Source organism: Actinoplanes sp. NPDC049265, from assembly GCF_043197135.1.
Classification (GTDB): domain Bacteria; phylum Actinomycetota; class Actinomycetes; order Mycobacteriales; family Micromonosporaceae; genus Actinoplanes.
Genome location: NZ_JBICSP010000023.1, coordinates 101,378 through 115,418 on the forward strand (window position 1 = coordinate 101,378; position 14,041 = coordinate 115,418).

Consider the following 14,041-nt stretch of genomic DNA (forward strand, 5'->3'; position numbering starts at 1 on the left):
ACAGAACAGTGCCCGCGATTTTCGCAAGGAGTCGGCATGCGACTGACCCCTGTCGTCCTACGCTGGCACCGCTGTTGAGGCGCGGACACGAATTTCCGCACCTCAGGGAAGCGCCCAAGGTTGGGAACCGGGTGTGTCAGAGTCGTTTCGTGAGGAAGAGAGTGGTCCCGAGGACCGGATCTTCTTCCTTGCGCTCGGTCTCGGTGAAGCCGATCTTGGCGAGCACGCGGCGTGAGGCGGTGTTCCAGTCCCGGACCGTGGCCCACAGACGTTCGTATCCGGACGATCTCGCCCAATCCAGGACCGCCAACGAGGCCTCGGTCGCGTATCCCTGACGCCAGGCTCTGCGTAGCAGTTCGAACGCCAGTTCCGGCTCCCCTTCCGGTCCTCGTCCGGCGAGCAGCCCGCAGTAGCCGATGACGTCACCATCGGCCTTCCGCTCGGCTGCCAAGATCCCGAGAGTAGAAGTTGGTTGGTTGGTGCGGATGTAGTCGCTGAGTTCCGAGACCGTGGGATGTCCATTTGCGTCGATTCGGCGGTGCGGTGGCACTCGTGGATCACGTTCGGTCCAAAGCTCACGCTCAACGGCGGCCTCGGCTACCCGCCACGGTCTGAGCAGGAGGCGATCCGTCTCGAGGACGACCTCATGACCCGGATTCGCAGCGGCTGCCATGACGACGACTCTTTCACGGGCTGACGTACTGCTCGGTCGGCAGCCCGACGGTGGAGAACAGCAGGACGAGCGGCAGCCGCCTCAGGACGGCGCCTCGCAGCGGGGTTGGATCGGGCATCAGTACCAGGAGGGGCCGTACTCGACGTAGGGGTCCTGCATGGTGGTGACCTCGTCGTCGGTCAGTTCGATGTCGAGGGCGGCGACGGCCTCACTCAGATGGTGGGACTTGGTCGCGCCGACGATCGGCGCGGAGACCAGGGGGTTGCGTAGCACCCAGGCCAGGGCGATCTGGGCCATGCTGACGTCGCGCTTCTGGGCGACCTGCTGGACGGCGCTGATGACGGGTTCGTCGTGGGGTGAGTCGAAGGCCTGAACGACCTTGTCGGTGCTGGATCGGGTGCTCTGCTCGCCCGCCGGTCGCGCGAGGCGGCCTTTGCCGTTGGGCGAGTAGGGGACGAGGCCGACACCTGTGTCGCCGCACATGGCCATGAGCTCCCGCTCGTCGTGCCGGCGTAGCAGGTTGTACTGGTTTTGCATGGACACGAACCGGGTCCAGCCGCCGAGGTCGGCGGCGTGCTGGAGTTTGGCGAACTGCCACGCGTACATCGAGGATGCGCCGATGTAGCGGACCTTTCCGGCCCTGATGATGTCGTGCAGGGCCTCCATCGTCTCCTCGACCGGCACGTCGTCGTCGAAGCGGTGGATCTGGTAGAGGTCGATGTAGTCGGTGCCCAGCCGGGTCAGGGACGCGTCGACCTGTTCGAGGATGGCTTTGCGGGACAGGCCGGACCCGCCGGGGCCGTCGTGCATGTGGCCGCGGACCTTCGTAGCGAGCACGATGTCCTCGCGGCGGGAGTAGCGGGTGATCGCCCGGCCGACGATCTGCTCGGAGGTGCCGGCCTGGTAGACGTTGGCGGTGTCCCAGAACGTGACGCCGAGCTCGACGGCCTGGCGGAAGAACGGTTCGGCCTGGTCCTCGGTTAGCGCCCAAGGGTGGGCGTGCGAGGTGGTCGGGTCGCCGTAGCTCATGCAACCCAGCGCGAGACGGCTGATGGTGAGGCCGGTGGTGCCGAGGCGGGTGTATCGCATGCGGTGCTCCTGTACGAGGTCGGTGGTCAGCCCTGGTATTCGTGGTCGAGCCAGGTGGTGCCGTCGCCGTCGGCGGTGCCTTCGAGCATGGCCAGGTGTTCCATGAAGTCATCCGCGGTGGCGCCGTGCCAGTGTTCTTCGCACGGCGGGGTGTAGACGGTCTCGCCGGGGTGAACCCGGATGACCTCGCCGCCACGAGCCGGCATGAGCGCTATGCCGGCGGTGACGTGCAGGGTCTGGCCGTCGGCCAGCAACGCCACCTCGGCCCGCTTCACCCGGGCACCCGCCGATCAGTGCCGGGTGCGATCCCCGCCTGCTGCGGGCTCAACCGTGCCCGATGCGTGGTGAGGAACTCGCTCACTTCCTTGCGGTTGTCCACGCCGATCGACGCTACGCGCAAGCCCGCCGGCGCAGGGTGCCCTGCCAGTACACCCTCCACCAGTAACTTCCGCCCCCGCCCGCCCCGAGGCACCACACCCCAGGAAGGCCCCCATGCGGCACGCACTCGGTGATCGAGACCGTGGGCACCCAGGAATCGATGATGCAAGCCATCCGCGGCATCGCCCCGGAGGACACCTCGGCTACGTCGGCGTCGCCCGCAGCACCCAACTCCCCCGGCGAAGGAATCTTCTTCACCGAAATCCACCTGCACGGCGGCCCCGCCCCCGTACCGTGTACGAGGCGTCCATGCTGGCCGTCATGCTGTTCTGCCTGGAGTTGCGGCGCCGTCTGAGTGTCGCGCGCAGCCACACAGGACGTGCCCGGCAACGTCTACGTCGGCCCGGTCGGCGCTGTTCGCCGACCTGTCGGGTTTCCTTCGCGAGGAAGCGTCCGGCGGCCGGGGCCGGCTGCTGCGGGCGCTCGCCACGTCCCGCTGACTCAGGAGTTCGCTGCCGGTCGAGGCGTTGGTGACGCTGTCGTTCGGCCTCTCAGGAGACGCCGTCGGTGTGCGCGGGACGGCCGGCCGGCCGGCTGATCGGCTCGATCTTCAGGACGCGGTCGAGCAGCCGCAGTCGCAGGACGAGGGTGAGCACCGCGAACCAGAGCACGAGGGCGGGTAGCACGGTGGTGAACACCGCCGGGGCTGGTCCGGTGAGGCCGAAGTAGGTCGACAGCGCCGGTACGAACAGCACCGCGGCGAAGACCACGATGAGCACACCGACCAGCAGGGTGGGCCGGCGGTCGGCGACCGGCGGCGTCCAGGCGGCGAAGAATCGGGCGGGTGGCGCGATGAACAGGATGAGGACGAACGAGGCCAGGCAGAAAAAGGTGGTGAGTCCCGTCTGTGCGCCGATCGACGCGGCGGCCGGGACGAAGTCGGCGTCCTTGCCGTACGTCAGCCCGGTGTAGCTCTCGAAGTCGGCGATCACGTCCGCCGGCGTGCTGCCCGAGGTCAGGAACGTGGTGACGGACTCGTACAGGATCGCGTAGACGGCCGTTCCGGCGGCGGTGGTGACGACCGCGGCCGGCAGGACGAACCGGCCCAGGTTGGCCAGCAGGCGGTCGTCCGGCACGGCCGGCGACGCCCACCGGGTCAGGAAGAACGTCGGCACGCCGACCGTGAGCAGGGTCAGCCCGACCTGGGCCGGAGCGTACGGGAAGCCCAGCCCGAGCATGGTCACGGTGAGGATGACCAGCCCCTGGGTGGCCACCCGGGTCAGGAACACGTACATCGAGGTGGAGATGCCGTCGATGATGCGGCGGCCCTCCTGCTGGGCGGGCAGCAGCGCGGCGAACGAGTCGTCGAGGAGCACGATGTCGGCGACATCGCGGGTGAGGGCGCTGCCGCTGCGCATCGCCACCCCGACCTGCGCGCCTTTGAGGGCGCGGGCGTCGTTGACGCCGTCGCCGATCATCGCCACGTAGAGGCCTTGCCTGCGTAGCGACGAGACGATCCGTTCCTTCTGTTCCGGGGCGACCCGGCCGAACACCACGGTGCGGGTGACCAGCGCGTCGAACGCCGCGTCGTCGAGCCCGTCCAGAGCGGTGCCGGCCTGCGGTTGGCCGACGTCGAGCCCGGCGCGGCCGGCCAGCGCGGCGACGGTGCGCGGATCGTCGCCGGACAACACCTTGAGCGCGACGCCGCCGGCCCGCAGTCGGGTGATGCTGTCCACCACCTCCGGCCGCAGTTCGTCGGCCAGCGCGACCAGCCCGACCGCTTCCAGGGCCGGCAGCTGCGGGCGCCCGCCGGCGTCGCGGAGCCCCGCGCTCGCCCGGGCCAAGAGCAGGACGCGAAGGCCGCGCCCGGTCAGTTCGGCGACGGCGCCGTCGGGTACCGGCCGGGTCAGCTGCCCGGCGAGGGCGTCAGGGGCACCGAGCACCCAGGTGCCCTCCGCGGTGGTGATCCCGGACCAGCGCAGCGACGAGGCGAACGGCACTTCGTCGCGGACCGGCCGGCGGGTGCCGGGCAGGCTCCCGGCCAGGGCCGTCGTGGTCAGGTTGGGGCTGGCGACGCTGCGGGCGAACACGCCGAGGGCGGTCCCGGCGTCGCCGTCGCCGAAGGACCGGATCTCCTCGACGGTGAGCCGTCCGGTGGTCAGGGTGCCGGTCTTGTCGGTGCAGATGACGTCCACGCTGCTGACCGATTCGACCGCGTTGACCTGCTGGACCAGTGCGCCGCGACGGGCGATCGAAGCGGCTCCCGCGGTGTAGGCGATGGCGATGAGCAGAAACAGGCCGTACGGCACCAGCCCGGACAGCACCGCGGCGATCTGCACGGTACGCAGCAGCGTGAACCCGGCGATCACGGCCTGCGCCAGGATGGCCCCGCTCATCAGGACGGTCAGCACGATGACCAGTCGCACCACGAACTCGATGCGGCTCTGCAACGGCGTCGTGTCGGTGGTGGTGCGACGGGCGTCGCTGGCCAGACGTCCGGCGTAGCTGTGTGATCCGACGTCGCGGGCCAGCTGGTGGCCTTCGCCGGCCACGCACAGGCTGCCCGAGCGCAGGTCGTCGCCCGGCTTCTTGGCGATCGGATCGGCCTCGCCGGTCAGCAGCGACTCATCGGTCTCGACCCGGTCACCGCCGAGCAGCGGTCCGTCGACCACGATCTGGTCGCCGGCCGCGACGCGCAACACGTCGCCCCGTACGACCGCTTCGGGGGTGATCTCGACCTCCCGCCCGTCCCGGACGACGTGCACCCGCGCCTGGTCGAGCAACTGGAGCTGATCGAGTTTGCGTTTGGCCCGGATCTCCTGGGCGGCACTGATCACCGCGTTGATCAGCCCGAGACCGACACTGATGAGGGCGTCGCTGTACCGGCCGAGGACCAGCAGAGCCACGCCGATGACGAACAGGATGGTGTTGAAGAACGAGAAGACGTTGGTACGCAGGATCGTCGCGTACCCGCGGGTCGCGCCGGCGCCGGCCGTATTCGCCTCGCCACGCCGGCGCCGGGTCTCGGCCTCCGCGGACGTCAGACCGACAGGCACCGTCCCGGGCGCCGTACGCAGGTCCATCCGCGATCTCCCACCGTCAGCAACCCCGGGCTTCACGATACCGATTTCCTACACGACGTAGGTGTAACCCGGGGAGACGCTCCAAGTCGTCGTGCGGCGAGCTGTTTCGGTGGCCACACCGGCCCGGCCGCTCTGGCTGACACGCGTGCCGATCGACTCATCCGAAAACACGGCCATCACCCGCCGACACGGGCGGACGCGGGCGGACGCCGGTCTCATTGTTCCCACCAGCGCCGGCCATCCGCAGCTTTATTCGTCACCGCCGATCGTGCTCTCATAGCCCGGGCAGCCAGTAAGGATCCTTGATCGTGGTCTGCCACCGGCAGTCTTCAGGGTCGTAGCGGGCCTCGCGCCGCACGACGGCGCTCCCGCAGGTGTGCGTACGCCATCAGGGCCAACAGCACCGCGACCAGCACCAGCGACGAGCCGAGCGTGCCCAGAGCCAGGCCGCCCTTGGCCACCGGCTTGGTGAGGAAGTCGCCGGCGGTGGCGCCGAGCGGGCGGGTCAGCACGAACGCGATCCAGAAGAGCACGACATCGGGTACGGACGGGACGTACTTCAGACCGAACAAAACCCCGAGTACCGCGGCGACCAGCAGGGCTCCCCCGGCGTAGCCGAGCCCCGAGCTGTCCGACAAGAAGTCCCCCACCGACGTACCGAGGGTGTTGGAGACCAGGATCGCCGCCCAGAACAACGCCTCGCCGCGGAACGAGTCGATGTCGGAGATCGAGAAGGTCAGACCCGAGGCCCGCCACCCGGCGAAGATGACGATCAGCAGCGACACCAGGATGGCCGCACCGACCGGGTAGCCCAGGCCCAGACCCTGTGGTCCCCAGCCCAGTGAGCCGGTCCCGGCGGCCAGATAGCTCGCGTCGCGGTTCATGAAGTCCGACATGGTGGTTCCGGCCATGCTGGTCGCCAGGATGACGGTCCAGTAGAAGAACGGGTTGTACCGCCGCGACCGCAACTGCACCACCAGAGTCACCAGGAAGACCGCGAACAACGCCGCGGTCGTCAGGAAGTACCCCAGCTTCAGGGTCTGCGCGAACAGATCACCGGCGGTCTCGCCGAGGGTGGTGGCGGCGACCTTCATCACCCAGAAGGCCAGCGTCACCTCGGGCAACTTCTTCATGACGACACGACCCACGCCGGCCACGTCGGCCTCGGTGAAGACTTCCGGCTGAGATCTCAACAGTGCACTCCGATCGACGATGACAAACGCCAACAAGGTACGGAATGTCTGATAAGAGAAGCCTGAAGAAGCGGTCGCACCCTCGGCGTGGTTCGCTCGTTGTCGTTCGCGGCGCACCGCTCCCGGGGAAGCTACTTGCGGCGGGCCACGTAGACGACATCGACGGCGCACCGATCCGCGCCCGGGAGGCGGGTGATGGCACCGTCGGCGGCGCGGGCCGGCGCGCGTACCCGCGGGCGTTGTAGTCAGCGGTCACCAGCTGCACCTTCGGGGCACGCGGACAGGGCCGCTTCCTACAACGTGTAGGTGCAGCCGAGAGCGTGTTCCGGCGCGCTGTCAGACGCCGTCGAACTCATCGAGCGTGGCGTGCAGCGTCTTGAGATCGACCGCACACTGCGACCGGCTGGGCGAGCTGGACCGCAACGAGGTCAGTACGGCGTCGATCTCACCGTCGAGCGTGCGCCAGTCGGCCGGGTCCCGCGGCTTGAGCCCGGCCTCGGCGTCGTCCCAGCTCACCTCCAGATCCTTGGCCCGAGCCTGGCCGCCCGCGAGGTCGTTCTGGGCCACCTTCGTCTCCAGGTCGCCGGTGATCGCGGCGAACGAGGTGAGGTTGCCCAGGCGGGTGGTGGGACGAGGCTGCTCGGCGGTCGCGCCGGCCGAGGAGGTGCCGCCGCCGGCCGCGACGTCCGGGGTCTCCGGGTTGCTGCTCTGACCGGTCTGCAGGGCCCAGCCGGCCACTGCGACCGCGACGATGCCCGCCACCGCCCAGGCGTAGTCCCGGGTGCGGCCGCCGATCGGCTCGCCGCCCTTGACGGCTACCCCATGCCGGTTGGCCAGCGCCTGCTCGCGGCCGACCAGGACCAGGATGACGGCGAAGAACAGTAGGCTCGTCGTGCTCGCCCCCAGCGCGAGACCACCGAACTCCTTGGACTGGGTCAGTAGGTCGCCCAGCGAGGCGCCGAGCGGCCGGGTCAGCACGTACGCGATCCAGAAGGTCAGCACCTGCGCCGCGCCGAATCGGCGGGCGATCCAGATCACCAGGATCAGGCCGCTGAAGGTCAGAGCGCCGTTGCGGAAACCCAGGCTGAGCGCCTCGGTGGCCAGATCGCCGGCGGCGGTGCCCAGGGCGAAGGTGGTGAGGATCGCGCCCCAGTAGAAGCCTTCCCGGCGCCGGGTGTCGATCGAGGTGATCGCCAGTGTGCCTTCCTGCCGGTACCAGACGACGAAGACAGCCGCCAGAACCACCGCGAAGACCACGGTGCTCAGGTACAGGCTCACGCCCAGGGTGTCGGTGAAGAAGTCGGTGATCTGCGTGCCGACGATGCTGACCAGCACCACGCACAGCCAGTAGATCCAGGGCGTGTACTTGCTTGTCCGCAACTGGATGGCGAGGGCGATGGCGAGCACGGACAGCATGACCGCGTCGGTGATCAGCGGGCCGAGCCCCACGTTGACCGCCAGGTAGTCGGCGAACGTCTCACCGATCGTGGTGGACAGCACCTTGATCACCCAGAACGTCGCGGTGATCGCCGGGACCTTCGTCAACCAGTGACGCGTCGGCGCCGCTGTGATGGCGGAGTGGACCATCGTTACCCCTGTCGCAGTCGAGCGGCCGCCACCTGCGGCAGCCTTGTCGGACAGGAGAATGGATGTTCAAAGCTGAGACGTCGCTGAACGACATCCCCTGCGCGTACTCGTGGCGTTCCGCGACCACACCGTCCGCGCGACCAACCGCCCCTTCCCCACCTTTCCCGAGGTACGCGCCCCAGAGCGCACCGTGACCTCGTCGGCGTCCGCCGTCAGAGCAGCGGTACCGACGGGTCGTCCGGCGCACCCGCATCACTCATCGCGTCCACCGTGCAGAACCGCCACTTCCGGTCCGCACCTTGCATCAGGGTGATCTGCAGCGGTGTCACCGCAAGAGTGTCGTACGCGGTGATCTGGCGGCCGGACCGGCTCATCACCACCTCGGCCGGGCGGCTGGCGGTCACGTTGAGAGTCACGGTGGTGCCGAGTCCCGAGCCGGCGGCCGTCGGTCCGGTGATCGGGCCGAACACCGGCGCGCTGGGCACCAGGTAGGCGTTGTCTCGCAGCAGACCGTCGGCCTGCTGCGAGAGCAGGCCGCTGAACGCGCAGCCCGGAGTGGCGACGGCACCGACCTGGGCGGGGTCAGGGTTGGCGAGGATCCACTGACCGTACCTGGCCAGCGAGCTCAACACCGCCGGCCACGCGGTGCCCGTCGTGGCCAGGCCGGGTGCGGCGGTGCGAGGCTTGGGAGTGGCCACGGTCCGGACCTGGACGGGTACGGGCGACCCGGCCGGCACCGACGACGCGGCCGGCGGCGGGGATGCCGTCACGGCCACCGTGGCACACCCGGATCCGGTCCCGAGCACCATCACCGCACCAATGAGCACGGCAGCAGCTCGTCGTCCCACCCGCACAGCCGTCCCCCGTCCGTCGTCCGCCTCGACCGCCACACCATTCGGCAGACGGGCCACCGACCTGACCACGCCGGCCGCGCGTCACCGCCCGGCGGCCGGTTCACGGCTCACCACACCGCGGGCGACGAGTTCGACGGTGAGGGCGGCGGCGATCGCCTCGGCTGCCAGCAGCGCGACCAGGACCAGCAGCTGCGTGGCGCCGGCCTGGACCGCCGATCCCCCGCCGAGCAGCACCCCGACGAACGCGCCGGGCAGGGTGACCAGGCCGACCGTCCGGGTCTGATCCAGCGCCGGGGTGAGCGCCAGCCCGGCGGTCGGCCGGCACACCTCCAGCGCGGCGTCGCGTGGCAGGAAACCCAGGGCCAGCGCCGCTTCGTACTCGCCGTGCCGGTCGCGCAGCTCGTCGAGCGCCCGGCGGCCGGACAGCGACGTCGCGGTCATCGCACCGCCGATCAGGATCCCGGCCACGGGCAGCACCGCCACCTCGGTCAACGGCATCGTCCCGGACACCACGATGATCGCGCCGACCGGCAGCGCCCCGGCGACGATCGGGGCGGCCACCGGCCAGCCGCGCCGGATCGTGCTCGCCCGCCGGGCCGAGGTGGCCGAGGCCACGATCACCATCAGAGCGATGAACGCCGCCGTCGCCCACCACGAGCGCAGAACGGCGGCGATCAGCAGCGATACCGCGGCCAGCTGCAGGACCGCGCGTACCGACGCGGTGAGCACCCCACGGCCGACGCCCAGCCGCCCGGCCAGCGCGGCCAGCGCCGCGACCGCGGCCAGCACGACGAGCACCGCCACGAACCCGAAGCCGACCGAGATCGCACCCTGTCCCATCCCGGCATTCAACCCCGCGACGGCCCGACCGCGACATCCGCGCCCACCGTTGTCGAGCACGTCGCGCGGACGGCCCCGCACGCAGCTGTTCACCCCTGCTTGCACGCGACTACACCCGGCCGTGGGCGCCTCGACGGGTGCGCGCCGACCGCTGCCAGGCCCGTCGAGATGGTGCTGCTGGTCTTCGCCGCGGCGCAGGCCGCCGCCCAGACCGTCGCTCCCCTGGCGGGAACGATCGCCGGTACGCTCTCGGCCGTGGCGCTGGGGTGGGGATCCACCGGGCGGTCGCCCGCATCGACCTGGGCAAGCTCTTCACCTGGACAGCGCTCCTGCTGATCCTCATCGCGGCCGGCATCGCCAAGCACGCCGTGCCCGGCCTTCAACGCCGCCGCCGCGGACGCGGTGGTGTGACCGGACGGGAACGCGTACTCGCCCGCGGGCGTCAGTTGCTCGACCGGCCGGGGCCGGTGAATGGCGTTCATCAGGATGAGCCGGACGCCGAGTGTGCCGGCCAGCGCGACCACCACGAACACGGCCGCACGTCACCGCTGGGCGGCCAGCAGGGCGAGGCCGCCCAGCACGGCCGCCGGGCCGACGACCGCGGTGCTGCCGGCCATTGTCACCGTCGCCATGCCCGCGCGCCAGGGCGGATGGGCGAGGGCGACCGCGTGCGCCGCGCCGCTGACCCAACTGTCGAAGCGGGGAATCGGACCGCTGGCGTCGAGAATGACCAGCGTGAGGAGCGTGAAGGCGGCCGCCGCCCGAGCTCCTACAGTTTGTAGGCTAATGGTGCCACGATATCCTGCCCCCGGAGGTCAGCGACTGTGACGACGAAGGACGGCCGGCGCGCGCCGGGCACCCTGGAGGCGGCCGTGATGGGCGTGCTCTGGGCCGCGGACGACCCGATGACGGCGACCGCCGTGCACGAGGCGGTCGGCGGCGACCTGGCCTACAACACCGTGCAGACCATTCTCATCCGGCTGCACGAGAAGAAGGTCGTCGACCGCCGCCGGCAGGGCCGGGGGCACCTGTACTGGCCGGTGCAGGACGCGGCCACCACGGCCGCGGCGCAGATGCGCGCGGCGCTCGCCGACCGCTCCGACCGGCACGCCGTGCTCCAGCAGTTCGCCGCGTCGCTGGACGAGTCCGACGCCGCGGTGCTGCGTGAGCTGCTGGCCGAGGTGAAACCCACGCGCCGACGGCCGTCATGACCCTCACCGTCTACCTGCCCCTGCTCATGGCGCTGCCGCTGACGTTCGCGGCGCATTGGATCGCAGCGCGGGCCGTACCCGGTCCGGTCGTGTGGACCCTCACCATCACCGCGACCGTCGCGGCCGCCTGCTCGACCTGGTCGCTCGGCCTGCTGACGCTGACCATGCTCGACGACGTCCCGCCCTTGAAGACGCTCGACGACCACCCGACACTGGAGCTGCCCGAGCCGGTGCCCGGCCCGGTCGCCCTGGTGGCGGGCCTGCTCCTGCTGGGCGCGGGGCTGCGCCTGCTGCTCGATGTACGACGGCGCACGACCACCAACCGGCGCCTGCGCGAGGTCGGGACCGTCCAGGACGGGCTGGTGATCGCCGACTGGTCGGCCCCGCTCGCGGTCGCCGTTCCCGGACGCCCGCGCCGGCCCGGGCACCTGCTGCTGACCACCGGCATCCTGCGCGCCCTGGACGCCCAGGAGCGACGCGTCGTCGTCGCTCACGAACAGGCCCACCTGCGCCACCGGCATCACCGGCTGACCGCGGCGGCCGGGGCGGCGGCGGCCCTGAACCCCCTGCTCATCCCGGTCCGGAATACCGTGACGTTCCTGGTCGAACGCTGGGCCGATGAGGACGCGGCGGCCGAGGTCGGCGACCGCGACCTGGCCGCGGCGGCGGTGGCCAGGGCCGCCCTGGCCACCGGAGCAGGACCGCCCACGGCGCTCGGCATCGACGGCGGCGCGCTCGTCCAGCGGGTCCGGGCCCTGGCCGCCCCTGCTCCGGCGGCGAGGCTGCGCCGCCTCGCCGGGCCGATCCTGTTGAGCGCCGCCTTCCTGGCTGTCGCCGTGCTGGTCACCGTGCAGTTCGTCGCCCTGGCCACCGCCTGGCTGTCGGCCTGATCAGGCCGGCGCCCAGAGATTGGGCATCCCACGGCGGCGCGCCGCCTCGCCGAGCGGCGCCAGCGCCGAGCAGGGCTCGTCGTACTGGAGTCATGTCTTTCCTCACGTGGGCGCGATGTCCGCTTACTCCTACATCTTGTAGTTTCAGACGGATTTGTTCGCGACCCCACGCCGACCACGCAGCAACTCCACCCCGATCGGGATGACAGAAACGACGACGATGGCGATCAGGATCAGTTCGATGTGCGACTTCACGAAGGAAACCTGGCCGAGGAAGTAGCCGAGGGTCGTGACGCCACTGCCCCACAGCACACCACCGGTCACATTGAAGATCAGGAACGTGCGGTAGTGCATGTGACTGGCGCCGGCCACGATCGGGGTGAAGGTCCGCACGATGGGTACGAAGCGGGCCAGCACGATCGATCGAGCGCCGTACTTGGCGAAGAACTCCCGGGCCCGGGTCAGGTTCTCCTGCTTGAACAGCCGCGAGTCGGGCCGCCGGAACAGGGCCGGACCGAAGCGCCGCCCGAACAGGTAACCCACCTGGTCACCGGCCGCCGCGGCGATCGACACCAGCAGACACATCAGCCACAACGGCTGATGCAGGTAGGTCCCGTCGGCGACCAGCAGGCCCGCGGTGAACAGCAGCGAGTCGCCGGGCAGGAAGAAGCCGATGAGCAGGCCGGACTCGGCGAAGACGATCGCCAGGATGCCGATCAGGCCGAAGGTGGAGATCAGCCATTCAGGATCAAGGAAGGAGGGCATACTCCAAACCTACAAGGTGTAGGATCGTGCGTCCGGCAAAGGCAACCGAATCCGCATCGACGCACCCTCGTCGAGGTCGTCCACCTCCAGGGTTCCGTCGTGGCCGGCGACGATGTCGCGGGCGATGGCCAGGCCCAGCCCGGTACCGCCGCCCTGCCGGGAGCGGCTGCTGTCGAGACGGACGAAGCGATCGAAGATGCGGACGCGGTCGGCGGCGGGGATGGCCGGGCCGTCGTTGCCGACGACGATCTCGCCGAACCCGTCGCAAGCGGCGAGCTCGATCGTGAGGGAGGATTTCGCGTGCCGGGCGGCGTTGTCGACGAGGTTGCGCAAGACCCGATGGATCTGGTCCGGGTCACCGCTGACCCGGACCGGCCGCACGGTCCCGGTGACGCGCAGCGCCGGATGCTCGGTGGCGACGCGCTCACGCTCGGCATAGACCAGGTCGTCGAGATCGACGTCGTCCCGCCGGGACGGGACGGCCTGGTCGTCGATCCGGGCGAGCAGCAGCAGATCGTCGACGAGACGGGCCATGCGCCCGCTCTCCCGGCTGATCCGGGTGACCGAGCGGGCCGGGATCTCGGCCAGGTCGGCCGACGCGAGCATCTGCGCGTTGGCGTAAATGGTGGCCAGCGGGCTGCGCAACTCATGGCTGGCGTCCGCGACGAACCGGCGCTGCGCCGCCGACGCGGTCTCGATCCGGTCGAGCATCGTGTTCATGGTCGTCGCGAGCGCGGCGACCTCGTCGTCCGCCGCCGGCACCGGCAGCCGGGCATGCAGGTTGCGAGCCGTGATGGTGTCCGCCTGGCGCCGCATCGCGTCCACCGGCCTCAGGGTCCGCCCGACGAACACGAAGGTGGCCACCCCCACGACGGCCGCCAGCAGCGGAAGTCCCACCAGCAGCGCGGCCAGGATCGCCTCGGTCGCGTCGTCGACGGCATCCATCGACTCGCCGACCAGGACGGTCTCCAGGCCGGCCGGGGCGCCGACACCGACCGCCACGATTCGGTACGGCGAGTCCTGCGCTACCGGCAGCAGCACCGTCACCCTCGACCGCCGGCCGTCGAGCGGACGCCGGTCGGACATAGGCGGCAGCCCGGCGACGGCGCCGGACGCGCCGGTCACCGCACCGGCCGGGTCGAGCACCTGCACCACGGTCCGGCTCGGCACGGCGGGACGCAGCGCCGCGTCCAGTGCCGTCGCGTCACCGTTGCGCAGCGCCGCCGCGACCTGGGTGGCGCGGTCACTCGCGGCGGTGTCGACGTTGTCGAGCAGGATGCCGCGTGCGGTGACCAGCAGCGCGGCGCCGGTGAGCACCGAGGCGGCCACGACGACCAGGGCAGCGGCCAGGGCCGAGCGCATGCGCACGCCCAGGCGCCGTCGCAGCCGCCCGACCAGGGCCGTTGAGGATCGCATGGCCGTCACGCTAACGGGGCGGCGCTGAGGACGCGCTGAAAGTGGCGGTTCAGGGATTTCAC

Annotated in this window: 13 protein-coding genes; 2 read left to right on the top strand and 11 right to left on the bottom strand. The window is 70.5% G+C overall.

What is annotated here, in order from left to right:
• Positions 1 to 136: 136 nt before the first annotated feature.
• The 9 genes from ACGFIO_RS37660 to ACGFIO_RS37700 form a co-directional block, all read right to left on the bottom strand.
• Complete coding sequence (locus ACGFIO_RS37660) at positions 137 to 673, bottom strand: GNAT family N-acetyltransferase (protein ID WP_392834343.1); 537 nt, start codon at positions 671 to 673, stop codon at positions 137 to 139.
• 117 nt (positions 674 to 790) lie between these two features.
• On the bottom strand, positions 791 to 1,762 hold the full coding sequence (locus ACGFIO_RS37665) for an aldo/keto reductase (protein ID WP_392834344.1): 972 nt from the start codon (positions 1,760 to 1,762) through the stop codon (positions 791 to 793).
• A gap of 26 nt (positions 1,763 to 1,788) precedes the next feature.
• Entirely contained in the window at positions 1,789 to 2,037 is a 249-nt protein-coding gene (locus tag ACGFIO_RS37670; RefSeq protein WP_392834347.1) for a hypothetical protein, read from the bottom strand.
• Between the two features lie 654 nt (positions 2,038 to 2,691).
• Complete coding sequence (locus ACGFIO_RS37675) at positions 2,692 to 5,223, bottom strand: HAD-IC family P-type ATPase (RefSeq protein ID WP_392834350.1); 2,532 nt, start codon at positions 5,221 to 5,223, stop codon at positions 2,692 to 2,694.
• 329 nt (positions 5,224 to 5,552) lie between these two features.
• Positions 5,553 to 6,416, bottom strand: a complete 864-nt coding sequence (locus tag ACGFIO_RS37680; RefSeq protein WP_392834352.1) for a hypothetical protein — start codon at positions 6,414 to 6,416, stop codon at positions 5,553 to 5,555.
• A gap of 336 nt (positions 6,417 to 6,752) precedes the next feature.
• A complete protein-coding gene (locus ACGFIO_RS37685) occupies positions 6,753 to 7,961 on the bottom strand; it encodes a hypothetical protein (protein WP_392834353.1) in 1,209 nt (402 codons plus the stop codon).
• Between the two features lie 254 nt (positions 7,962 to 8,215).
• A complete protein-coding gene (locus ACGFIO_RS37690) occupies positions 8,216 to 8,830 on the bottom strand; it encodes a hypothetical protein (protein WP_392834355.1) in 615 nt (204 codons plus the stop codon).
• A gap of 108 nt (positions 8,831 to 8,938) precedes the next feature.
• A complete protein-coding gene (locus tag ACGFIO_RS37695; RefSeq protein WP_392834358.1) occupies positions 8,939 to 9,697 on the bottom strand; it encodes an ABC transporter permease in 759 nt (252 codons plus the stop codon).
• Between the two features lie 89 nt (positions 9,698 to 9,786).
• Positions 9,787 to 10,230: a hypothetical protein gene (locus tag ACGFIO_RS37700; protein ID WP_392834360.1), complete on the bottom strand. Its 444-nt coding sequence runs from the start codon at positions 10,228 to 10,230 to the stop codon at positions 9,787 to 9,789.
• A gap of 291 nt (positions 10,231 to 10,521) precedes the next feature.
• Between ACGFIO_RS37700 and ACGFIO_RS37705 the strand changes: the two genes are divergently transcribed.
• Both ACGFIO_RS37705 and ACGFIO_RS37710 read left to right on the top strand, forming a co-directional pair.
• Complete coding sequence (locus tag ACGFIO_RS37705) at positions 10,522 to 10,908, top strand: BlaI/MecI/CopY family transcriptional regulator (protein WP_392834362.1); 387 nt, start codon at positions 10,522 to 10,524, stop codon at positions 10,906 to 10,908.
• Positions 10,905 to 11,798, top strand: a complete 894-nt coding sequence (locus ACGFIO_RS37710) for a M56 family metallopeptidase (protein ID WP_392834363.1) — start codon at positions 10,905 to 10,907, stop codon at positions 11,796 to 11,798. The genes ACGFIO_RS37705 and ACGFIO_RS37710 overlap by 4 nt, the downstream gene beginning before the upstream one ends.
• A 144-nt stretch (positions 11,799 to 11,942) precedes the next feature.
• Here the strand turns inward: ACGFIO_RS37710 and ACGFIO_RS37715 are convergent, their stop codons facing one another.
• Positions 11,943 to 12,563 (bottom strand): DedA family protein, encoded by a 621-nt coding sequence (locus ACGFIO_RS37715; RefSeq protein ID WP_392834366.1) that lies wholly within the window; start codon positions 12,561 to 12,563, stop codon positions 11,943 to 11,945.
• Positions 12,564 to 12,572: 9 nt separating this feature from the next.
• The gene (locus tag ACGFIO_RS37720) at positions 12,573 to 13,979 is read right to left on the bottom strand and encodes a sensor histidine kinase (protein ID WP_392834368.1); all 1,407 of its coding nucleotides are present in this window, start codon (positions 13,977 to 13,979) and stop codon (positions 12,573 to 12,575) included.
• Positions 13,980 to 14,041 lie beyond the last annotated feature (62 nt).

What these genes read in the sequence shown, in the direction of transcription:
- ACGFIO_RS37660 (WP_392834343.1), bottom strand. Translation starts at nt 673, where the DNA reads ATGGCAGCCGCTGCGAATCCGGGTCATGAGGTCGTCCTCGAGACGGAT.
- ACGFIO_RS37665 (WP_392834344.1), bottom strand. Translation starts at nt 1,762, where the DNA reads ATGCGATACACCCGCCTCGGCACCACCGGCCTCACCATCAGCCGTCTC.
- ACGFIO_RS37675 (WP_392834350.1), bottom strand. Translation starts at nt 5,223, where the DNA reads ATGGACCTGCGTACGGCGCCCGGGACGGTGCCTGTCGGTCTGACGTCC.
- ACGFIO_RS37695 (WP_392834358.1), bottom strand. Translation starts at nt 9,697, where the DNA reads ATGGGACAGGGTGCGATCTCGGTCGGCTTCGGGTTCGTGGCGGTGCTC.
- ACGFIO_RS37710 (WP_392834363.1), top strand. Translation starts at nt 10,905, where the DNA reads ATGACCCTCACCGTCTACCTGCCCCTGCTCATGGCGCTGCCGCTGACG.
- ACGFIO_RS37715 (WP_392834366.1), bottom strand. Translation starts at nt 12,563, where the DNA reads ATGCCCTCCTTCCTTGATCCTGAATGGCTGATCTCCACCTTCGGCCTG.
- ACGFIO_RS37720 (WP_392834368.1), bottom strand. Translation starts at nt 13,979, where the DNA reads ATGCGATCCTCAACGGCCCTGGTCGGGCGGCTGCGACGGCGCCTGGGC.